General features: G+C 69.6%; 27 protein-coding genes. 23 read left to right on the top strand and 4 right to left on the bottom strand.

The window, feature by feature from the left end; translation table 11 throughout:
* Positions 1–91: 91 nt before the first annotated feature.
* Both ABT061_RS16025 and ABT061_RS16020 read left to right on the top strand, forming a co-directional pair.
* The gene (locus ABT061_RS16025) at positions 92–2,131 is read left to right on the top strand and encodes an APC family permease (RefSeq protein ID WP_350917420.1); all 2,040 of its coding nucleotides are present in this window, start codon (positions 92–94) and stop codon (positions 2,129–2,131) included.
* Positions 2,132–2,197: 66 nt separating this feature from the next.
* Positions 2,198–3,445: a class I SAM-dependent RNA methyltransferase gene (locus ABT061_RS16020; RefSeq protein WP_350917417.1), complete on the top strand. Its 1,248-nt coding sequence runs from the start codon at positions 2,198–2,200 to the stop codon at positions 3,443–3,445.
* Between the two features lie 263 nt (positions 3,446–3,708).
* On the opposite strand, the gene ABT061_RS16015 is transcribed toward ABT061_RS16020, so the two are convergent.
* Positions 3,709–4,116: a GntR family transcriptional regulator gene (locus tag ABT061_RS16015; protein ID WP_350917414.1), complete on the bottom strand. Its 408-nt coding sequence runs from the start codon at positions 4,114–4,116 to the stop codon at positions 3,709–3,711.
* Between the two features lie 214 nt (positions 4,117–4,330).
* On the opposite strand from ABT061_RS16015, the gene ABT061_RS16010 reads away from it, so the two are divergent.
* Positions 4,331–4,849, top strand: a complete 519-nt coding sequence (locus tag ABT061_RS16010) for a hypothetical protein (RefSeq protein ID WP_350917411.1) — start codon at positions 4,331–4,333, stop codon at positions 4,847–4,849.
* Between the two features lie 57 nt (positions 4,850–4,906).
* Here the strand turns inward: ABT061_RS16010 and ABT061_RS16005 are convergent, their stop codons facing one another.
* Positions 4,907–5,143, bottom strand: a complete 237-nt coding sequence (locus tag ABT061_RS16005; protein WP_350917408.1) for a GntR family transcriptional regulator — start codon at positions 5,141–5,143, stop codon at positions 4,907–4,909.
* Positions 5,144–5,240: 97 nt separating this feature from the next.
* Here ABT061_RS16005 and ABT061_RS16000 point away from each other — a divergent pair, with 97 nt between their 5' ends.
* Entirely contained in the window at positions 5,241–5,447 is a 207-nt protein-coding gene (locus ABT061_RS16000) for a hypothetical protein (protein WP_350917405.1), read from the top strand.
* Positions 5,448–5,578: 131 nt separating this feature from the next.
* Here ABT061_RS16000 and ABT061_RS15995 read toward each other — a convergent pair whose 3' ends face one another.
* Together ABT061_RS15995 and ABT061_RS15990 are read right to left on the bottom strand one after the other, a co-directional pair.
* A complete protein-coding gene (locus ABT061_RS15995; RefSeq protein WP_350917402.1) occupies positions 5,579–6,334 on the bottom strand; it encodes a protein phosphatase 2C domain-containing protein in 756 nt (251 codons plus the stop codon).
* A gap of 28 nt (positions 6,335–6,362) precedes the next feature.
* Positions 6,363–7,112 carry a GntR family transcriptional regulator gene (locus ABT061_RS15990; RefSeq protein ID WP_350917399.1) on the bottom strand — a complete coding sequence of 250 codons (750 nt, stop codon included), beginning with the start codon at positions 7,110–7,112 and terminating at the stop codon, positions 6,363–6,365.
* A gap of 176 nt (positions 7,113–7,288) precedes the next feature.
* Here ABT061_RS15990 and ABT061_RS15985 point away from each other — a divergent pair, with 176 nt between their 5' ends.
* The 19 genes from ABT061_RS15985 (at position 7,289) to ABT061_RS15895 (ending at position 15,334) form a co-directional block, all read left to right on the top strand.
* The gene (locus tag ABT061_RS15985; RefSeq protein WP_350917396.1) at positions 7,289–7,543 is read left to right on the top strand and encodes a helix-turn-helix domain-containing protein; all 255 of its coding nucleotides are present in this window, start codon (positions 7,289–7,291) and stop codon (positions 7,541–7,543) included.
* Positions 7,544–7,591: 48 nt separating this feature from the next.
* Complete coding sequence (locus ABT061_RS15980) at positions 7,592–7,846, top strand: hypothetical protein (RefSeq protein WP_350917393.1); 255 nt, start codon at positions 7,592–7,594, stop codon at positions 7,844–7,846.
* Positions 7,843–7,968 carry a hypothetical protein gene (locus ABT061_RS15975; RefSeq protein WP_350917390.1) on the top strand — a complete coding sequence of 42 codons (126 nt, stop codon included), beginning with the start codon at positions 7,843–7,845 and terminating at the stop codon, positions 7,966–7,968. Before ABT061_RS15980 ends, ABT061_RS15975 begins: the two co-directional genes overlap by 4 nt.
* Positions 7,965–8,096, top strand: a complete 132-nt coding sequence (locus ABT061_RS15970; protein ID WP_350917387.1) for a hypothetical protein — start codon at positions 7,965–7,967, stop codon at positions 8,094–8,096. Before ABT061_RS15975 ends, ABT061_RS15970 begins: the two co-directional genes overlap by 4 nt.
* Entirely contained in the window at positions 8,093–8,401 is a 309-nt protein-coding gene (locus ABT061_RS15965; protein WP_350917384.1) for a hypothetical protein, read from the top strand. Before ABT061_RS15970 ends, ABT061_RS15965 begins: the two co-directional genes overlap by 4 nt.
* A 12-nt stretch (positions 8,402–8,413) precedes the next feature.
* Positions 8,414–8,569 carry a hypothetical protein gene (locus tag ABT061_RS15960; protein WP_350917381.1) on the top strand — a complete coding sequence of 52 codons (156 nt, stop codon included), beginning with the start codon at positions 8,414–8,416 and terminating at the stop codon, positions 8,567–8,569.
* Positions 8,570–8,643: 74 nt separating this feature from the next.
* Positions 8,644–8,943: an HU family DNA-binding protein gene (locus ABT061_RS15955; protein ID WP_350917378.1), complete on the top strand. Its 300-nt coding sequence runs from the start codon at positions 8,644–8,646 to the stop codon at positions 8,941–8,943.
* Between the two features lie 91 nt (positions 8,944–9,034).
* Positions 9,035–10,033, top strand: a complete 999-nt coding sequence (locus ABT061_RS15950) for a hypothetical protein (protein ID WP_350917375.1) — start codon at positions 9,035–9,037, stop codon at positions 10,031–10,033.
* Entirely contained in the window at positions 10,030–10,179 is a 150-nt protein-coding gene (locus ABT061_RS15945; RefSeq protein WP_350917372.1) for a hypothetical protein, read from the top strand. Before ABT061_RS15950 ends, ABT061_RS15945 begins: the two co-directional genes overlap by 4 nt.
* Positions 10,179–10,490 (top strand): hypothetical protein, encoded by a 312-nt coding sequence (locus tag ABT061_RS15940; protein WP_350917369.1) that lies wholly within the window; start codon positions 10,179–10,181, stop codon positions 10,488–10,490. Before ABT061_RS15945 ends, ABT061_RS15940 begins: the two co-directional genes overlap by 1 nt.
* Positions 10,487–12,418 carry an FtsK/SpoIIIE domain-containing protein gene (locus ABT061_RS15935; RefSeq protein ID WP_350917366.1) on the top strand — a complete coding sequence of 644 codons (1,932 nt, stop codon included), beginning with the start codon at positions 10,487–10,489 and terminating at the stop codon, positions 12,416–12,418. Before ABT061_RS15940 ends, ABT061_RS15935 begins: the two co-directional genes overlap by 4 nt.
* A 170-nt stretch (positions 12,419–12,588) precedes the next feature.
* Positions 12,589–12,948: a hypothetical protein gene (locus tag ABT061_RS15930; RefSeq protein WP_350917363.1), complete on the top strand. Its 360-nt coding sequence runs from the start codon at positions 12,589–12,591 to the stop codon at positions 12,946–12,948.
* A gap of 19 nt (positions 12,949–12,967) precedes the next feature.
* Positions 12,968–13,264, top strand: a complete 297-nt coding sequence (locus tag ABT061_RS15925; RefSeq protein WP_350917360.1) for a DUF7739 domain-containing protein — start codon at positions 12,968–12,970, stop codon at positions 13,262–13,264.
* 100 nt (positions 13,265–13,364) lie between these two features.
* The gene (locus tag ABT061_RS15920) at positions 13,365–13,520 is read left to right on the top strand and encodes a hypothetical protein (RefSeq protein WP_350917357.1); all 156 of its coding nucleotides are present in this window, start codon (positions 13,365–13,367) and stop codon (positions 13,518–13,520) included.
* Positions 13,517–13,897 carry a RapZ C-terminal domain-containing protein gene (locus ABT061_RS15915; RefSeq protein ID WP_350917354.1) on the top strand — a complete coding sequence of 127 codons (381 nt, stop codon included), beginning with the start codon at positions 13,517–13,519 and terminating at the stop codon, positions 13,895–13,897. Before ABT061_RS15920 ends, ABT061_RS15915 begins: the two co-directional genes overlap by 4 nt.
* 54 nt (positions 13,898–13,951) lie before the next feature.
* On the top strand, positions 13,952–14,134 hold the full coding sequence (locus tag ABT061_RS15910; protein WP_350917351.1) for a hypothetical protein: 183 nt from the start codon (positions 13,952–13,954) through the stop codon (positions 14,132–14,134).
* 29 nt (positions 14,135–14,163) lie between these two features.
* Entirely contained in the window at positions 14,164–14,421 is a 258-nt protein-coding gene (locus ABT061_RS15905) for a hypothetical protein (protein WP_350917348.1), read from the top strand.
* A complete protein-coding gene (locus ABT061_RS15900) occupies positions 14,421–15,065 on the top strand; it encodes an NUDIX domain-containing protein (RefSeq protein ID WP_350917345.1) in 645 nt (214 codons plus the stop codon). Before ABT061_RS15905 ends, ABT061_RS15900 begins: the two co-directional genes overlap by 1 nt.
* 26 nt (positions 15,066–15,091) lie before the next feature.
* On the top strand, positions 15,092–15,334 hold the full coding sequence (locus ABT061_RS15895) for a hypothetical protein (RefSeq protein ID WP_350917342.1): 243 nt from the start codon (positions 15,092–15,094) through the stop codon (positions 15,332–15,334).
* Positions 15,335–15,377 lie beyond the last annotated feature (43 nt).

Raw genomic sequence — 15,377 nt, 5'->3', positions numbered from 1 at the left:
GGATCTTGATTCCCAATGTATTCAGCCAGTATGGCGCCCCCAGGAGCGCCGCGTGGGTGCAGCCGGGTAATAGCGACTAGCATCAGCAGACGTGTCGAAGGTGACGGACCTTGTCAAACGCCTTTTCATCGGGCGTGCGCTACGCAGCACACAGTTACACGAGCAGCTGCTTCCCAAGCGCATCGCACTACCTGTTTTCGCGAGTGACGCGCTCTCCTCGGTGGCCTATGCCCCGCAGGAGATCCTCGTCATCCTCTCGCTGGCCGGAGTCTCCTTCTACAACTTCAGCCCCTGGGTCGCCGTCGCCGTCGTGGTGGTGATGCTCACCGTCGTCGCCTCGTACCGGCAGAACGTGCACGCCTACCCCAGCGGGGGTGGCGACTACGAGGTCGCCACGGTCAACCTCGGCCCGAACGCCGGTCTGACCGTCGCCAGCGCCCTGATGGTCGACTACGTGCTGACCGTCGCGGTGTCGGTCGCCAACGGCGTCGACTACGTGGGGGCCACCATCCCCTACGTCGCCGAGCACAAGCCGCTGGTCGCGATCGCCATCGTCGTCCTGCTGACCCTGGTGAACCTGCGTGGTATCCGGGAGTCCGGCGCGGCCTTCGCGATCCCCACCTACGCCTTCATGTTCGCCGTCCTCGGCCTGATCGTGTGGGGAAGCTTCCGGGTGCTCGTCCTCGGTGACGAGCTGCGCGCGCCCACCGCCGGGTACGAGATCGTCGCCGAGCAGTCCAACCTGACCTCCTTCGCGGCGGCCTTCCTGATCCTGCGCGCGTTCTCCACCGGCTGCGCCGCGCTCACCGGCGTCGAGGCGATCAGTAACGGCGTGCCCGCCTTCCGCAAGCCCAAGAGCAAGAACGCCGCGACCACGCTGCTGATGATGGGCCTGGTCGCGGTGACGATGTTCGTCGGCATCATCTCTCTCGGCCTGGCCTCGGGGGTCAAGGTCGCCGACCCCGCGGTCGCCTTCCGGGACGTGCTCATCGACGGGCGGCCCGCCGGGCCCGGCTACTACCAGCAGCCGATCATCTCCCAGGTCGCCGACGCGGTCTTCGGAAACGGCTCGCTGCCCTTCTTCGTCATCTCGGCCGTCACCGCGCTGATCCTGTTCCTCGCCGCCAACACCGCCTTCAACGGCTTTCCCGTGCTCGGCTCGATCCTGGCCCAGGACCGCTACCTGCCCCGCCAGCTGCACACCCGGGGCGACCGGCTCGCCTTCTCCAACGGCATCGTGATCCTCGCGGCCGGGGCCTGCCTGCTGCTGTGGGGCTTCGAGGCCGACGTCAGCCGCCTGCTCAACCTCTACATCGTGGGCGTCTTCGTGTCGTTCACGCTGAGTCAGATCGGCATGGTCCGGCACTGGAGCCGGCACCTGAGAACCGAGACCGACCCGAAGGTCCGCCACCAGATGTACCGCTCGCGGACCATCAACTTCTTCGGCGGCGTCATGACCGGTGTGGTGCTGGTGGTCGTGCTGCTCACCAAGTTCACCCACGGGGCGTGGATCGTCTGCGTGGCCATGCCGGTGCTGTTCCTGATGATGAAGGGCATCCACCGCCATTACGAGAACGTGGCCCGCGAACTCGCCGCCGACGACTCGGTGGTGGACGAGTCGATACTGCCCGCGCGCAACCACGCCATCGTCCTGGTCTCCAAGATCCACAAGCCGACCCTGCGTGCTCTCGCCTACGCCCGCGCCACCCGCCCCTCCAAGCTTGAGGCGATCACCGTGGGCGTGGAGGGCGCGGAGGCCAGAGAGCTGCAGGAGGAGTGGGAGCGGCGCGGCATCCCGGTGCCGCTGAAGACGCTCGACTCGCCCTACCGCGAGATCACCCGGCCGATCCTGGAGTACGTCAAGTCGCTGCGCCGCCGTTCTCCCCGCGACGTGGTGAGCGTCTACATCCCCGAGTACGTCGTCGGCCACTGGTGGGAGCACATTCTGCACAACCAGAGCGCGCTGCGGCTGAAGGGCCGCCTGCTGTTCCAGCCCGGCGTGATGGTCATCAGCGTGCCCTGGCAGCTTCATTCCTCCGACCGGCTCAAGGGCCGCCCCGAGCCTCTCGCGCCGGGCGCCGTCCGCCGTCCCCGCCGGGAGGCGGCCCGGGACGAGGACATCAAGGCATAACCTTTCGTATGCGCTCCTGACCGCAAGGAGGCTCGACCGACGACGAATTCTCTGGGGGCGACGGCCATGATGATCGAACTGACGGTGGGACCGGTTGCGCACGGTGGCTGGTGTGTCGCGCGCCATGACGGCCGGGTCGTCTTCGTGCGGCACGCGCTGCCCGGCGAGCGCGTCATGGCTGAGATCACCGAGGAGACCTCCCGGTTCCTGCGGGCCGACGCCGTCGAGATCCTGGAGCCCTCCGCCGACCGGGTGAGCCCGCCCTGCCCGTTCGCGGGCCCCGGCCGCTGCGGCGGCTGCGACTGGCAGCACGCCTCCCTGGAGGCCCAGCGCCGCCTGAAGGCCGACGTGGTGGCCGAGCAGCTCAAGCGTCTGGGCGGAATCGACTGGAAGGGCGTCGTCGAGGAGGTCCCAGGCGCCCCCGACGGTCTCGGCTGGCGTACCCGCGTCCAGTTCGCCGTCGACCGTGAGGGCGGGCTGGGCCTGCGCCGCCACCGCTCCCACGACATCGAGCCGGTGGACGCCTGCCTGATCGCCCACCCCGAGGTCGAGAACGTCGGCGCCGAGGTGATGAACTGGCGCAACGCCTCCTCGGTCGAGGTCATCGCCTCCTCCACCGGTGACCAGGCGGTCGTGATCGCCCCCAAGCCCCGGCGCACGGTGGCCGTACCCGACCTCGACACGAGCGTGGCCGTCTTCGTCGACGAGGGCAAGGGCCGCAGCCGGGTCGTCCACGGCCGCAACCATCTCGTCGAGCGCGTCGGCGAGCGCGACTTCCAGGTCACCGGCAGCGGTTTCTGGCAGGTCCACCCCGGCGCCGCCGCCACCCTGCTCGACGCGGTCCTGAAGTTCGCCGCGCCGCGGCCGGGCGAGTGGGCCCTCGACCTCTACTGCGGCGTCGGCCTGTTCGCCGCCGGGCTCGCCGAGGCGGTCGGCCCTGAGGGGGCCGTGTTCGGCGTCGAGTCCGAGTCCGTCGCCGTCCGCGACGCGGAGCGTAACCTCCGTGACCTCCCCCAGGCACGCTTCGCCAGGGGGCGGGTGGAGAACGCCCTCGACCGCTTCGGCATCGAGCGCGCGGACCTGGTCGTCGTCGACCCGCCCCGGGCGGGTCTGGGCCGCGACGTCGTCGACCGCGTGACCACTCTTGAGGCCACTCGGATCGTGTACGTCTCCTGCGACCCGGCCACCCTGGCCCGTGATCTCGCCTGGTTCGCCGAGGGCGGCTACCGCCTCGCCGACCTGCGCGCCTTCGACGCCTTCCCGATGACCCACCACGTGGAGTGCGTCGCGCTGCTGGCCAAAGGGTCGATCTAGGCTCTGACCTGGTGTTATGCAACACGTCATGTTTCAGCGTGCGTCAGTGTGAGTCACCGTTTTCCAAGATCTTTGCGCATGAGATGCGCACGATCATGGAACTCGCGGCCCGTCGCATTACGTAGACAAGAGACCCGACCGATACAGACCAAGGGGTAGACCGCAATAGCGACACCCCATAGGGTCCCGGTACGGCCGCGCAGGGGAGTCGCCCTCGCCTCGCGGCCGGGCAGAGGCCCCCGCTCCACCGCGGGGGCCTCTCGCTATTCCAGCCGGATCTCCGCCGCGTCCCCAGGAAGCACCTCAACGCCTCCGTCGGCCCGTTCGGCTACCAGGACCCAGACGCCCTCTCCGAGGCCCAGTTCCGCCCTCTCGGCGTCCGTAGGGGGCCGTGTGATGATGCGCATGCCCGGCTCCGGAGCGATCACGGTGACCTCCGGCGCGCGCACGAACGTTCCCCGTCCGGGAACTGTGCGCACCAGGCCGAGCGAGGCGAGGTGGCTGATCGCTTTTCGGACCGTGTCGCGGGCCACTCCGAAGCGCTGCTGCAGGTGAATCTCAGAGGGTAGGGGGCGGCGCGGCTGGAACTGGCCGGTCTGGATGTCCCGCCGGATGGTGTCAGCGACCTGGCGGTACACGGGCGTCTCGGCATCATGATCAATCTCGCGCACGGTCTGACGGTAGGGGTGCGGCCCTCCGCCTCCATATTGACCTACAGGGTCACGGACTAGCACGGACAGGTGTGTAGACAGGTACTTGGCTTGTCCCGGTTCGCCGCTCTTCGGACAACCCTTCCTTGACCATCGGCGTCTACTCTCCGCCCCCGATCTCTCACCAGGAGTCACTATGCGGAGAGTCTTCCCCTTCATCCTGTTAGCTGTCCTCGTGACCGGATGCTCCGGTTCGGAAGCCGCGGCGCCGTCGGTCGCCCCCGCCGTCCCTCTGGAGCAGCCGAGCCCGACGCCCACGCCCACCCCGACCCAAAGCGGTCCGAGCAAGCTCGGCAGCACGCAGGAGACCCGGCGAGACGACTCCCTCGCCACTGCCACCCTCCTGCGGGTTCGTCAGCCCCTGCGCGCCGTGGTTCCCGGTCTCCCCGAGCGTGCCGGCTACGAGTACATCGGGCTGGAGGTGAAGGTCTGCGTCGTCGAGAACTCCGGGGAGCAGATCACGGTGTCGTGGGCGCCGTGGTCGATCGAGTTCACCGACGACACCTCGGCGACCCCGCTGAGCGCCTGGGGGGATCAGTGGTGGTCGGTGCCGCTGTACCCGCAGGACCGGGCCGTGCGGGTGGGGGCGTGCGCGCGGGGGTGGGTGCCGTTCGAGGCGCCGAAGGGGAGCCGGCCGAAGACGGTGGTGTATCAGCCGGGCAGCGGCAACGCCCTGGAGTGGCGTGTGAAGTAGCCCTCAGATGCGCGAGAGCCCCGGCGCCGAGCGGGCCGGGGCTCTCGCGCGTTTGGGCTACTGGTCGGCTCGCTCGGTGACGAATGATCCCATGGCCGGCGTCGTGATGATCAGCCCGTCCTCGCGGAGCTGTGCGGTGACCTTGCGGATCGTGACCCGGGCGACCTCGAACTCAGCCTCCAGCTTCACCTCGGAGATGAGCGCCTTCGGCGGCAGCTCGCCCGTCTCGATGCGCGCCCGGACGACGTCGTAGATCTGCCGCCACTTCGGCTGGGTCGGGTCGTAGTCGATCACGAGGATGACGGTACGTAGGACCTGAGCTGTCCTCATAGAAGCCCGTACCAGCTCATAGCTATAGACAGGCATAGTTAAGGCAACGTACGGTCGGCCCGTGGCTTACTCCTCAGAGTCGACCCCTCACTCCGAGTACGACCGCATGGTCATCGCCGCCCGGAAGGTGCTGGGCCGCGGCGACATCGCCGCCTTCGAGTTGTCGCCGGCCGCGCTCCAGCTCGCCGAGGAGATGGGCATCGACCCGGCCGTGATCCGCACTCACTTCCTGCTGGTGGTCTACAACGAGACACTCCGCAGGCGCTGACTTCGCCGGACATGCGCGCGCCCGGCGTTACCCGGGGTCCGGTCGGAGCGGTGGTCTCCTCCTTCGGAGGGGGGAGTGAGGTCGCCGAAACGAAGAGCCCCCGCCGTACGGCGGGGGCTCTTCTCGTGAGTTCACCAGGAGACCCACGCGGCGGTCGCGTCGTCGTGCCGCTTCGCGAAGTCCGGAACCTCCTGCTCCCGCTCTTCTCGCCGCACCTGGGCGATCAGCTCGGCAGGCCCGGCGGTCGCGGCCGTGGTCACCAGCTGATCCCAGGAGCGGCCGTACCACTCCACCAGTCGGGTCACGCCGTCGGTTAGGAGCAGTGCGCCGCTCACAGTGGATGCCTCGACAGACCCCGTCAGCGCCTCGTACGCAGCATCCGGGGCCGTGGACGCCACCCAGAACCCGCCCGGCCGGTTACGCGATGCCCGCACCAGCTCCCGGCTGTACGGCCGCCCGCCGGGCAGGTGATCGGTCCGGTCGTCGTCGATCACGGTAAGCGTGCCGTCCGTGCGCTGAAGCACGATCGGCGAGTCGCACAGCACCAGGTAGTCCACCAGACCGCCCTGCTCGCGCAGCACAGCGACCGTGGACGACGGGCTGTCGGGGTTGGCCAGGTCGCAGGTGTCGGCATGGGCCACCATCGTGGCCCGGATGGCGCCGGCCACGATGTCGGGCAGGCTCTCCTTTGGTCGCGTCGCGAGCTGGCGGGCCAGCGCGCTACCGAGCTGCGCGACCAGCCACGGCACGTCATGCTCGCAGCCCGACTCGACCCCGGCCGGAGCGGTCGCGCCATCGAGGACGGCGGCCCACGTGGGGCCTGCGACCACGTAGTCCTCGTTGTACGGGCGGCCAGGTGCCGCCGCGGTCTCGTAGGTGATGTGCACGGGTGTCCTAGTCGGGGATGGAAAGCGGCTAGTCGGGGATAGGGAATCGGTAGGCGAACGTCGACATGTCGGCAGCGATCACAGCCAGCATGACCTCCACGGGGCGGCCGGTCGTGTCGTAGGTCGTGCGGGTCAGGTCGACCACGGGTGTGCCGGCGGGCAGGGCCAGGGCGGTCGCCTCCCTACTGGTGGGCATGCGCGCGCCGATCTCCTCCCCGATCTCCCCGAGCCGCAGTCCCGTCTCCTCCAGACGGGCGTAGCTGCCGCCGGGGCCGGTGTTCTCCTTGCGGATCCTGGTGCCCGCGACCAGGTCGAGCGGGTAGTAAGAGTCAGCGAGCTGGTGGGGCCTGTCGTCGATGATCGTGGTCCGCCGACGGACCCATACGACGGTGCCAACGGGGATGCCGAGTCGTTCGGCGACGGGCTCCGGAGCGGGCACCTCGGCGAGCTCGCGGATCTCCTGCCGGGCGGTGAGGCCCTGACGGGCGGTCTCGGCGACGAGGATGGCCTGGCCATCGCTGCTCCAGCGGCTGCGGGAGTAGCGATCGATGCCGTGCCGTCGAGGGCGCGGCCGAGGTCGAACGATCCAGCCGCGACCGGAGATGGACTGGATCAGTCCCTCCTGCTCCAGGGCCTTGAGTGCCTGAGTGGCCGTGTTGCGGGCGACGCCGTATCGCTGCGTGAGCTCGGTGAGGGACGGCAGCAGGGCGCGGGGCCCGTACTCGCCTGACTCGACCGATTTACGTAGATCATCGCTTATTTGGCGATAGCTGACCATGCGTCTCCTCCTGTGGCCTCCTGTCCGGCCAATCTACCGTGCTAGGACGCCCGGTCTAGGTCAATCCCTTGACATGGCCCGTGCCGTACCGCAGGCTTCCCCTTAGAGCGTGCTAGCACGGATGCATAGCACAACGATCTGAGCACAACCATGCCCTTGTCCGTTTTGGAGGATCTGTGATCGCCGACCCGTCCGACCGCCCGGCACTTGCCGAGCGCCTGATGAAGCCGGAGGAGGTTGCTGACCTCGTCGGTGTCAAGCCCAAGACGGTGACCGACTGGGCGCGGGCCGGGCGAATCCCCTTCACCCGCACCCCGGGCCGCCAGTACCGATTCCGAGGCGCTGACGTCGAGGCGCTGCTGAACGACCCTGGCGCTGATCTTGCGTCCGAGATTGCCGCCCTCAACGAGAGCGGGCCTGCCCGGTGCTGATGACACCGGACAGGCCCTGTGATCCCGCCCCTGCCTAGGAGAAGAACCGTGTTCCAGACTCTCACACCCGCACCCGGCCACGCGCCGTGGTGCACCGACCACTACACCGGCACCAACGCCGAGGACAGCTTCTGCCGCCGCCGCACCGAGGTGCCCGGCGTCTACCTGAGCACCACCGACGACGGCCCTATGGTCCTCGCCTACAGCGGGGACCGCGACGAGCTCACCCTCGCCGAGGCCGAGACCTACGCCCGCGCCCTGCTCGGCCTGGTCGACGCGGCACGGACGGCGGTGGCCGCATGAGCCCCAAGGAGATCACCCAGACCCTCGCCGCGCTCGACAAGGCCATGAAGAACCCGGGCCGCCCCACGGTGTCGACGAGCAGCTGCACCGGGTCCTGCTGCATGAAGGGCGGCAAGAAGTGACGCCCGCCGAGCGGCTCGCCGCCACCCTCACCGCGCTCAACGCCCTGGACTCCGCCACCGCGCAGCCCGAGCCCCGCCCCCGACACGACGACCCCGCCCGCACCAACCCGCCGAGGAGGACGAAGTGAGCAGCGAGACCGCGTGGCCGGCCGGTGTCATCGCCCGGTACCTCACCGTCGGCGGAGCCACGGCCGACGTCATCGACGACGTCATCGACAACCGCCCGGCTTACCTCTCGAAGTCGCACGCGGTGCGCGGAGCGTGCACCGGAGAGCGCTGCGGCGAGTCCCACTACCCCGTCCGCTTCACCTTCAGTCTGGACGACGACCCCGAGCAGGACGAGGACTTCCAGCAGGCCGTAGCCGAGGTCCAGCAGTGGGCGCGCGACCACGCCGAGCGCTGCCGCGCGATGCCCAAGCCGAACCAGACCTAAGAGGGGGACGGCATGGACACGATCACGCGGGAGACCGCCGCGAAACTCCTCATCGCCCGGTCGTACGCCGCCACAGGCGACACCGCCGCCAAGCTCCGCCACCAGGCGGACACCGTCACCCCAGGACAGACCATCCACCTAGGCAAGGACCAGCTCGTTGTCCGCTGATGTTGCGGATGCCGCCCGGCCCACGGTCGGACGGCGTCCGGAGCACCAGCTCCACCGAACCGAAGGAGAACCACATGAACAAGTCCGAGCTCATCGCCGCCGTCGCCGAACACATCGACGGCGTCGACAAGAAGACCGTCACCAAGGTCCTCGACGGCCTCCTCGACGTCATCCCCATGGCCGTCGCCGCCGGCGAGCAGGTCGAGGTCAAGGGGTTCGGCACGTTCGAGGCCAGCGAGAGGTCCGCCCGTACCGGCCGTAACCCGCAGACCGGCGAGCCCCTGGACATCCCCGCGTCCTGGGGGCCGAAGTTCCGGCCCGGCTCCGCCTTCAAGAGCCTCGTCGCCGCGAGCAAGTCGCTCATCTCCGCCTGACCGTAGCTGACGTTGCGGATCGCGCCCGGCCCGACCGGGCGCGTGTCCGGAGCACAGCTCCACCACCGCCGACCGACCAGGAGAACCGACCGTGAAGACCGCAAGCCCGCCACCCGGCGAGCCCAGCGAGCCGACGCCGCAGGACATCACCAGCGGTCTCGCCGAGCTGGAGCGCCTCGCCAACGTCACTGACCCCGCCCCCTCACCGTCGACCAGCCTCGCGCTGGTCGACGGTGAAACCAAGCGCGTCCGCCAGCTCCGCCAGGAGGTCGCCGAGGCGCACCTGCTCGCCGAACTGCAGGACGACGAGACGCCGCTCCTGCTCGACACGGCCAAGGTCCGCAAGCACCGGCGCCGCACCTGGGAGGCCGCCCGCCTGCACCAGCTCACGCAGGACCCCGGGGCGCTCGCCTACCGGGACGCCAAGGTCCGCCGCGTGACCACCACGATGACACTGGCCGCCGCCGGGATCGCGCTGGCCGTCTCCTCCATCGGCGTGCAGGCGTCCGTGGTGAAGGCGCTCAGCCTCAAGTCGAGTGACCTCGGCTGGTGGGCGGCGTTCGGCGTCGAGGTCGTCCTGTCGCTGCCGCTGCTTGCCGCGGTCGGCGTGCAGGCATACTCAGCGATCCGCGGCCGGGTCGTGGACCGCAAGAGCCCGGAGGGCCGGAAGCTGTTCCGCGTCGAGCTGGTGCTTCTCGGCCTCACCTTGACCCTCAACTGCTGGCCGGCGTTCAAGATGGACTTCGACCTCCTGGACTTGATCGTGCACTCGCTCGGCCCGGTCGCCGCGGTGATCGCCGTGTGGGTGCTGCCGACCCTCTGGAAGATCCTTTCCGACCTTCCGGTGCCGTGGCGCGGTACACCCCCCGGTACACCCCCGGTACCCCCTCGGTACAGGGAAAACGCGCCTGACCGGTACACCCTCAGTACAGCCCCGGTACAGGTGATGGCCGACCACATCCGCGACATGATCGCGGCCGGTGAAGTCACCCCGAATCCCGGCCTCCACAAGATCCGTGCGGCTCTCGGCGTCGGCGTCGAGAAGGCCCGTGAGGTCCAGAAGCTACTCGTGGCCGGAGGTGGGTCATGACCCGCTGGGAGTACCTCGCCCGCGGCAACTGCTCTGCTGACGAGCTCAACGAGCTCGGCGCGGACGGCTGGGAGCTCATCTCCGCCGCCTACAACTCCGATCGCTCTGGCTTCGCCTTCTACTTCAAGCGCCCGAAGGAGGCGTGATGTCCACCGACCTGACCATCCTGCTGGGCCTGGGAGTTGGCCTCCTTGGCGCCCTGTGCCCGCTCACCCCAGGTGCCCGTACTCTCGCCCAGGTCAGCGCCGCTGCCCGCCGGGCCGGGTGGGGCCGCATCGCCTGGCTCACCCTCCTCGCCGCCGGCGGCACAATCGGCTGGCTCATCTACACCATCGCCCGCGGGTCGGGGTGGGCCGCCATGGTCGGCCTCACCGCGCTGACCTGCTACCTCGCCACGAAGCTGGCCATGGACGGGCGTGCCCTGCGCGTCCAGCGAGCAGCTGGGGGGCGAGCATGAGCGAGCCCGTCGAGGACTACGACAACGTGCTGCGCCTGCCGGTGACCCGCATCGCCGCCGAGGTCGAGGAGGTCGTCGAGCCGACCCAGGTGTGGACGCCCCGCCGCAGCGTTGACCTGGTCGTGCGCAGGGTCGACCAGGCCCGACGTGACCGCGGTGGAATGCTGCGCATCGCGGCCAAGGCGACCCGCGCGAGCGCCGGGTACGGCACCGCGGGAGTCGCCCGGACCGGCGGCGCCTGGTGGCGGTGGGTCACCGCCGCAGAGCATGACCAGATCCTCGCCACCCGGCCCGAGCTGGTCGAGACGACCCGCGCCCGGCGCCGGAAGATCTCCCTGTGGACCGCAGGCGTCGCCGGCGGCGGTGACCTGTGGCTGTGGCTCAATGCGGGCTGGCCGCTCTGGCTGCCTCCGGTCGCGCTGCTCGCCCTGGCTGCGGCGGTCGGCGGGATCGCCGAGTACGTGATCCGCCGGAGCAGCGCCGAGAACGGCGAGGCACAAGCGGCGCGCGACATCGGCACCCACCCCTCCGGCAAGGCGGTACGCAAGGTCTTCGTCGACGCCAAGCTCGCCAAGAGCATCGACGACGTGAAAGTCATCACGCCCGGCGTGATCCGCGACAAGAACGCGTGGATGTGCGAGGTGGAACTCCCCGGTGACGTGACCTACGCCGATGTGGTCAAGAAGCGGGAGAAGCTGGCCGGGGCATCTGGCCGCGGTGTCGCCCGTCTGTACGTGGACCCGGTGCCCGATCACGAGGGGCGTGTCCGTCTGTGGTCGCCCGACCGTGACCCGCTGACGGGGCCGCCGATCAAGTCGCCGCTGATCGGCCGTGAGACGCCGTTCGACATCTGGACCGAGCGCATCTACATGGGCAGGTCTCCGCGCGGGGTGGACGTCACGTTCTCCCCGGTGGGCAAGGCGATGCTGACCGGTGGTGAGCCGGGGTCCGGTAAGTCCGTGGCCGATGACCAGGTGTTGTGCGCCATCGCTCTGGACCCGTTCGCGAAGCTCGTGCTGGCCGACGCCAAGCGGGTGGAGCTCGCGGTCTACAAGAAGATCGCTGAGCAGTATCTGACCAAGCCCGATCCCGAGTTGTACCTGGAGTTGGTCGAGAGCCTGGTGGCGGAGATGGATCGCCGTTACGAGGTGATGGAAGAGGCCGGGGTCGTGAAGATCACTGGGAAGAACTGGCGGCGCCTGGACTGCCCGTTCCTGGCTTTCCACACCGATGAGGTGCAGTTCTTCACCACGTCCAAGCTGGGCGGTGCGAACGGGCCGATCACCGTGGGCCTGGCCGACCTGGTCGGACGCGGGCGGGCCGCCGGGGTGTTCACCTCGATCGCCACCCAGCGCCCGGCCGCCGAGGTCGTACCGACCCGGCTGCGCGACATCATGACGACCAAGCTCGCCATGATGTGCTTCACCAACGCCGCGTCCGACACCATCCTCGGTCAGGGCATGGCCAGCAAGGGCTACTCCGGAGCGCAGTTCGACAAGGACCACAAGGGCGCCGGCTGGCTGCACGCCGAAGGATCCGCCCCCGCGCAGATCCGCACCGGCTACCTCCACAAGCCCGACGAGGGCGAGGCCGGAGACGACGACGTGCGCGACATCGTCGAGATCGCCTACCGGCTACGGCAGGCGGCCGGGACGCTGCCGGTCCAGGACAACGACCCGGACGTGCTGCTGCTGAAGGCGTGCATCGCCTCCTGCGGGGACGCGGAGAAGATCTGGACCGCGGATCTGCTGGAGCGGCTCACCCGGGATCCGGAGTGGGAGGACCTGGCCAACGAGCCCGGAGAGCTGGCCCGGCTGCTGCGTCCGCACGATGTCGCGCCGAAGGGTCAAGACATCGGCGGGACCAACCGCAACGGCTACCGGCGGTCCCAGTTCGTGGAGGCGCTGAATCGCCTCCAGAGGCGGTGATGAGCCTCCTCTGGAGGCCCCGTCTAGCCCCTCTAGGAACGTGTTTTCCCAGGTTGGCGGCCTCTAGTTTCCTAGGCGCCCCGTCTAGTTCCTAGAGGCGAAATGTCTAGTTCTAGACCCTCGCCAGAGGGTGGTCCAGACCCCGTAAATCCCGTCCGAAGGAGATCAACATGTGCCAGGAAGTTCGTGTCACGGCCGGAGCGATGCTCATGAGCGCGCTCTGCACTCGGGTCGGCGGTGGCCTCGCGCTCGTCGCCGGATCGGCCGCGGCGCTGTACGCGGTGGCCGGCGGCAGCACCATCACCGCGTGGGTCCTGCTCGGCCTGACCGCCTACAGCGCGCTCACCACGATCCTGCTGCTCGTCCGCCGGGCCAACCCGATGCGGCCAGCCGCCGCCGCGGCGCCGATGCGGGCACCGGCGCGGACCCAGGTGGCCCGCGTCCTGGAAACCCGCCCGGCACCCGCCCTCCCCGCGGCCCCGGCCACCCAGGTCACCACCACCTACACCAGCGCCCACCGCAGCGCCTGACCAACCAGGAGAGATCACCATGGGCATTTTCTTCGGCAAGAACACCGGCACCCGCTCCTACACCTATGCCGAGGAGCTCGCCAAGAAGGTGGAGCGCAAGGGCGGGAAGTCCTCGACCGGTGCGGCCCAGTTGCTCGGGTTCATGCGCAACGGCAGCGACACGCGGACCCTGCGCGGCGAGGAGGCCGAGCAGGCGGCCCGGTCCCTGCGCGAGGTCGCTCCCCGACTGCGGGGCAACGACCGGCGGATCGCCGAGCAGATCGCCCGGGACGCGCAGGCCGCAGCCGACTCTGGCCGGCCTTGGACCATCGGCTGACGGAGGTTGCGGGTGCGTGACCGTCCGCGCCGGTCACATGCCCGGAGCAGCCGCTCCCCCCACCGAGGCACCAGCAGGCGCCCAAGCGAAGGAGAGACCGATGGGTCTGTTCAGCAAGAAGAAGACCGAGCAGTTCGGCGAGGTCCCGACACGTCAGCTGACCGAGCGGTGCGACTACTGCAACGGCACCGGCAAGCCGTTCGGTGGCGGCAAGTGCTGGTCTTGCAACGGCGTCGGAAACAAGGTCAAGAGGTGACCGGCGTCCAGATCACCTCGTTTGGCTACGGCCACAGCGAGCAGCCGACGGCGGACCTGACGATCGACGCGCGGCGCAACCTCCGCAACCCCCACCACGACCCGGCCATGCGCACCCTGACCGGCCTGGACCGGACGGTGCGCGAGCACGTGCTGGCCACCCCTGGCGCCTCGGCGCTGGTCGGCTACGCCGTGGCGTGCACCGCCGCCCTGGCCGCCGCCACCGGCCGGGATGTCACCGTCGCCACCGGATGCGTCGGTGGCCGACACCGTTCGGTGGCGCTCGCCGAGGAGATTGCCGCCGGGCTGCGGAGCGACCACGGCATGCACGTCACCGTCACGCATCGGGACGTGGCCAAACCCGTCATCCAGTCCTAACCCGCCTGGCCCCGGCCAACCTGGCCGGGGCCCCACCACGAGAAGGAGATCGACATGGGTCTGTTCGCCCAGGACAAGCAGGAGCGCGCCGCTCGGAAGCTCTACCGGAAGGACCCGGAGGCGCGGAAGGAGCTCGCCGAACTGAAGGAGACCGCCGACGCCAAGCACGAGCGGCTGCGCCAGCAGTACCTCGCCGACGAGCGGGACATCGTCACCCGGCACACCCACAAGAGGTAGCCCCCCACCACCACGCGAAGGAGATCGAGATGGGTCTGTTCAGCAGCAAGAAGAAGGCCGCCGAAGCGGAGGAGTGGGAGAAGAAGGCCGAAACGTACAGCAAAGAAGCTCGCGAGGAAGCCCGAAAGATCGCGAAGCACAAGGAGCTCCTGAGGTCCGGCAAGAGCACCGACCCCGCCGCCGACAGGTACATGATCCGGGAGCACGACGGTAACCGCCGGGTCGCGGAGGCCAACGCGCGGGACTGCCGGAGCGACGCCGAGTGGAAGCGGAAGTGGTGGACCTGATGACCACGTACACGCATCCCGACGTGTTCACCCGGGGCATCGAGGAGGGGTGGGCGGATCCGGAGATGGACCCGACCCGCATCGACTGGGCTTCCCGCCGTCGCGCCGCAGCGATCCCGTTCGCACTGGTCGACGGCCGCCCGGTCAACCCGTGCGCGCCGACCGGTATCCGGTACGGCCGCGGCGAGCTGGGCCACTGGGGCGAGCGCCAGGCCGCTGACGCCATCGTCACCGCCCGCACCGTCGGCCACCGCTGGCTGCTGCTGATCGAACGTGACGACGACCACGGCTGGGCCATCCCGGGCGGGTGCCTGGACCCCGGCGAGGACCCGCTGACGGCGGCGATCCGGGAGCTGGTCGAGGAGACCGGCCTGACCGTGCCGGGCGCGTCCTGGCAGGTGCTCCCCGTCCGGGTCGTGCCGGACCCGAGGGCGACCGATGAGGCGTGGATGGTGACCACACCCGCCAGAGTCCACCTGGGAACCGTCGCCGAGCTGCCCGCGGTGAAGGGGGCCGACGACGCCCGGCGGGCCGAGTGGGTGCAGGCCGACACCTACGCCGTCCTGGTCGCCTACCTATGGGAGACCTACAGCGGCCAGGTGTTCGCCGCCCACGAGACCCTGCTCACCGAGCTGCTCGGCTGAGTGGGCGCCTGATGAGAGGAGCGAACATGACGGACACGGACTACGACGAGTGGGTGGCCGGCCTCATCACGGACGAGCAGCGGGCCCAGGCCGCCGCGGCGGTCGCCCGGCTCACCCCAGAAGAGCAGACCCGCGTCCTGGTCGAGGTCTACGCCACCGCGACCGCGCACGGCGGCGACACCAGCCGGATGATCCAGCTCGGCCGGGATGTCGTCGCGACCGTGCGCCTGCGCGGCCTGCCCGGCTACCGGGAGATGCTCACCGCCTGACCCCACCCCGCGGTCCCGGTGTCCCCCTCGGCGCCGGGGCCGC

Origin of the sequence: Streptosporangium sp. NPDC002544 (genome assembly GCF_040295965.1) — a bacterium.
GTDB lineage: Bacteria > Actinomycetota > Actinomycetes > Streptosporangiales > Streptosporangiaceae > Streptosporangium.
The sequence above is the reverse complement of the archived record's forward strand: the minus strand, read 5'-3'. Positions and strand labels throughout refer to the sequence as shown.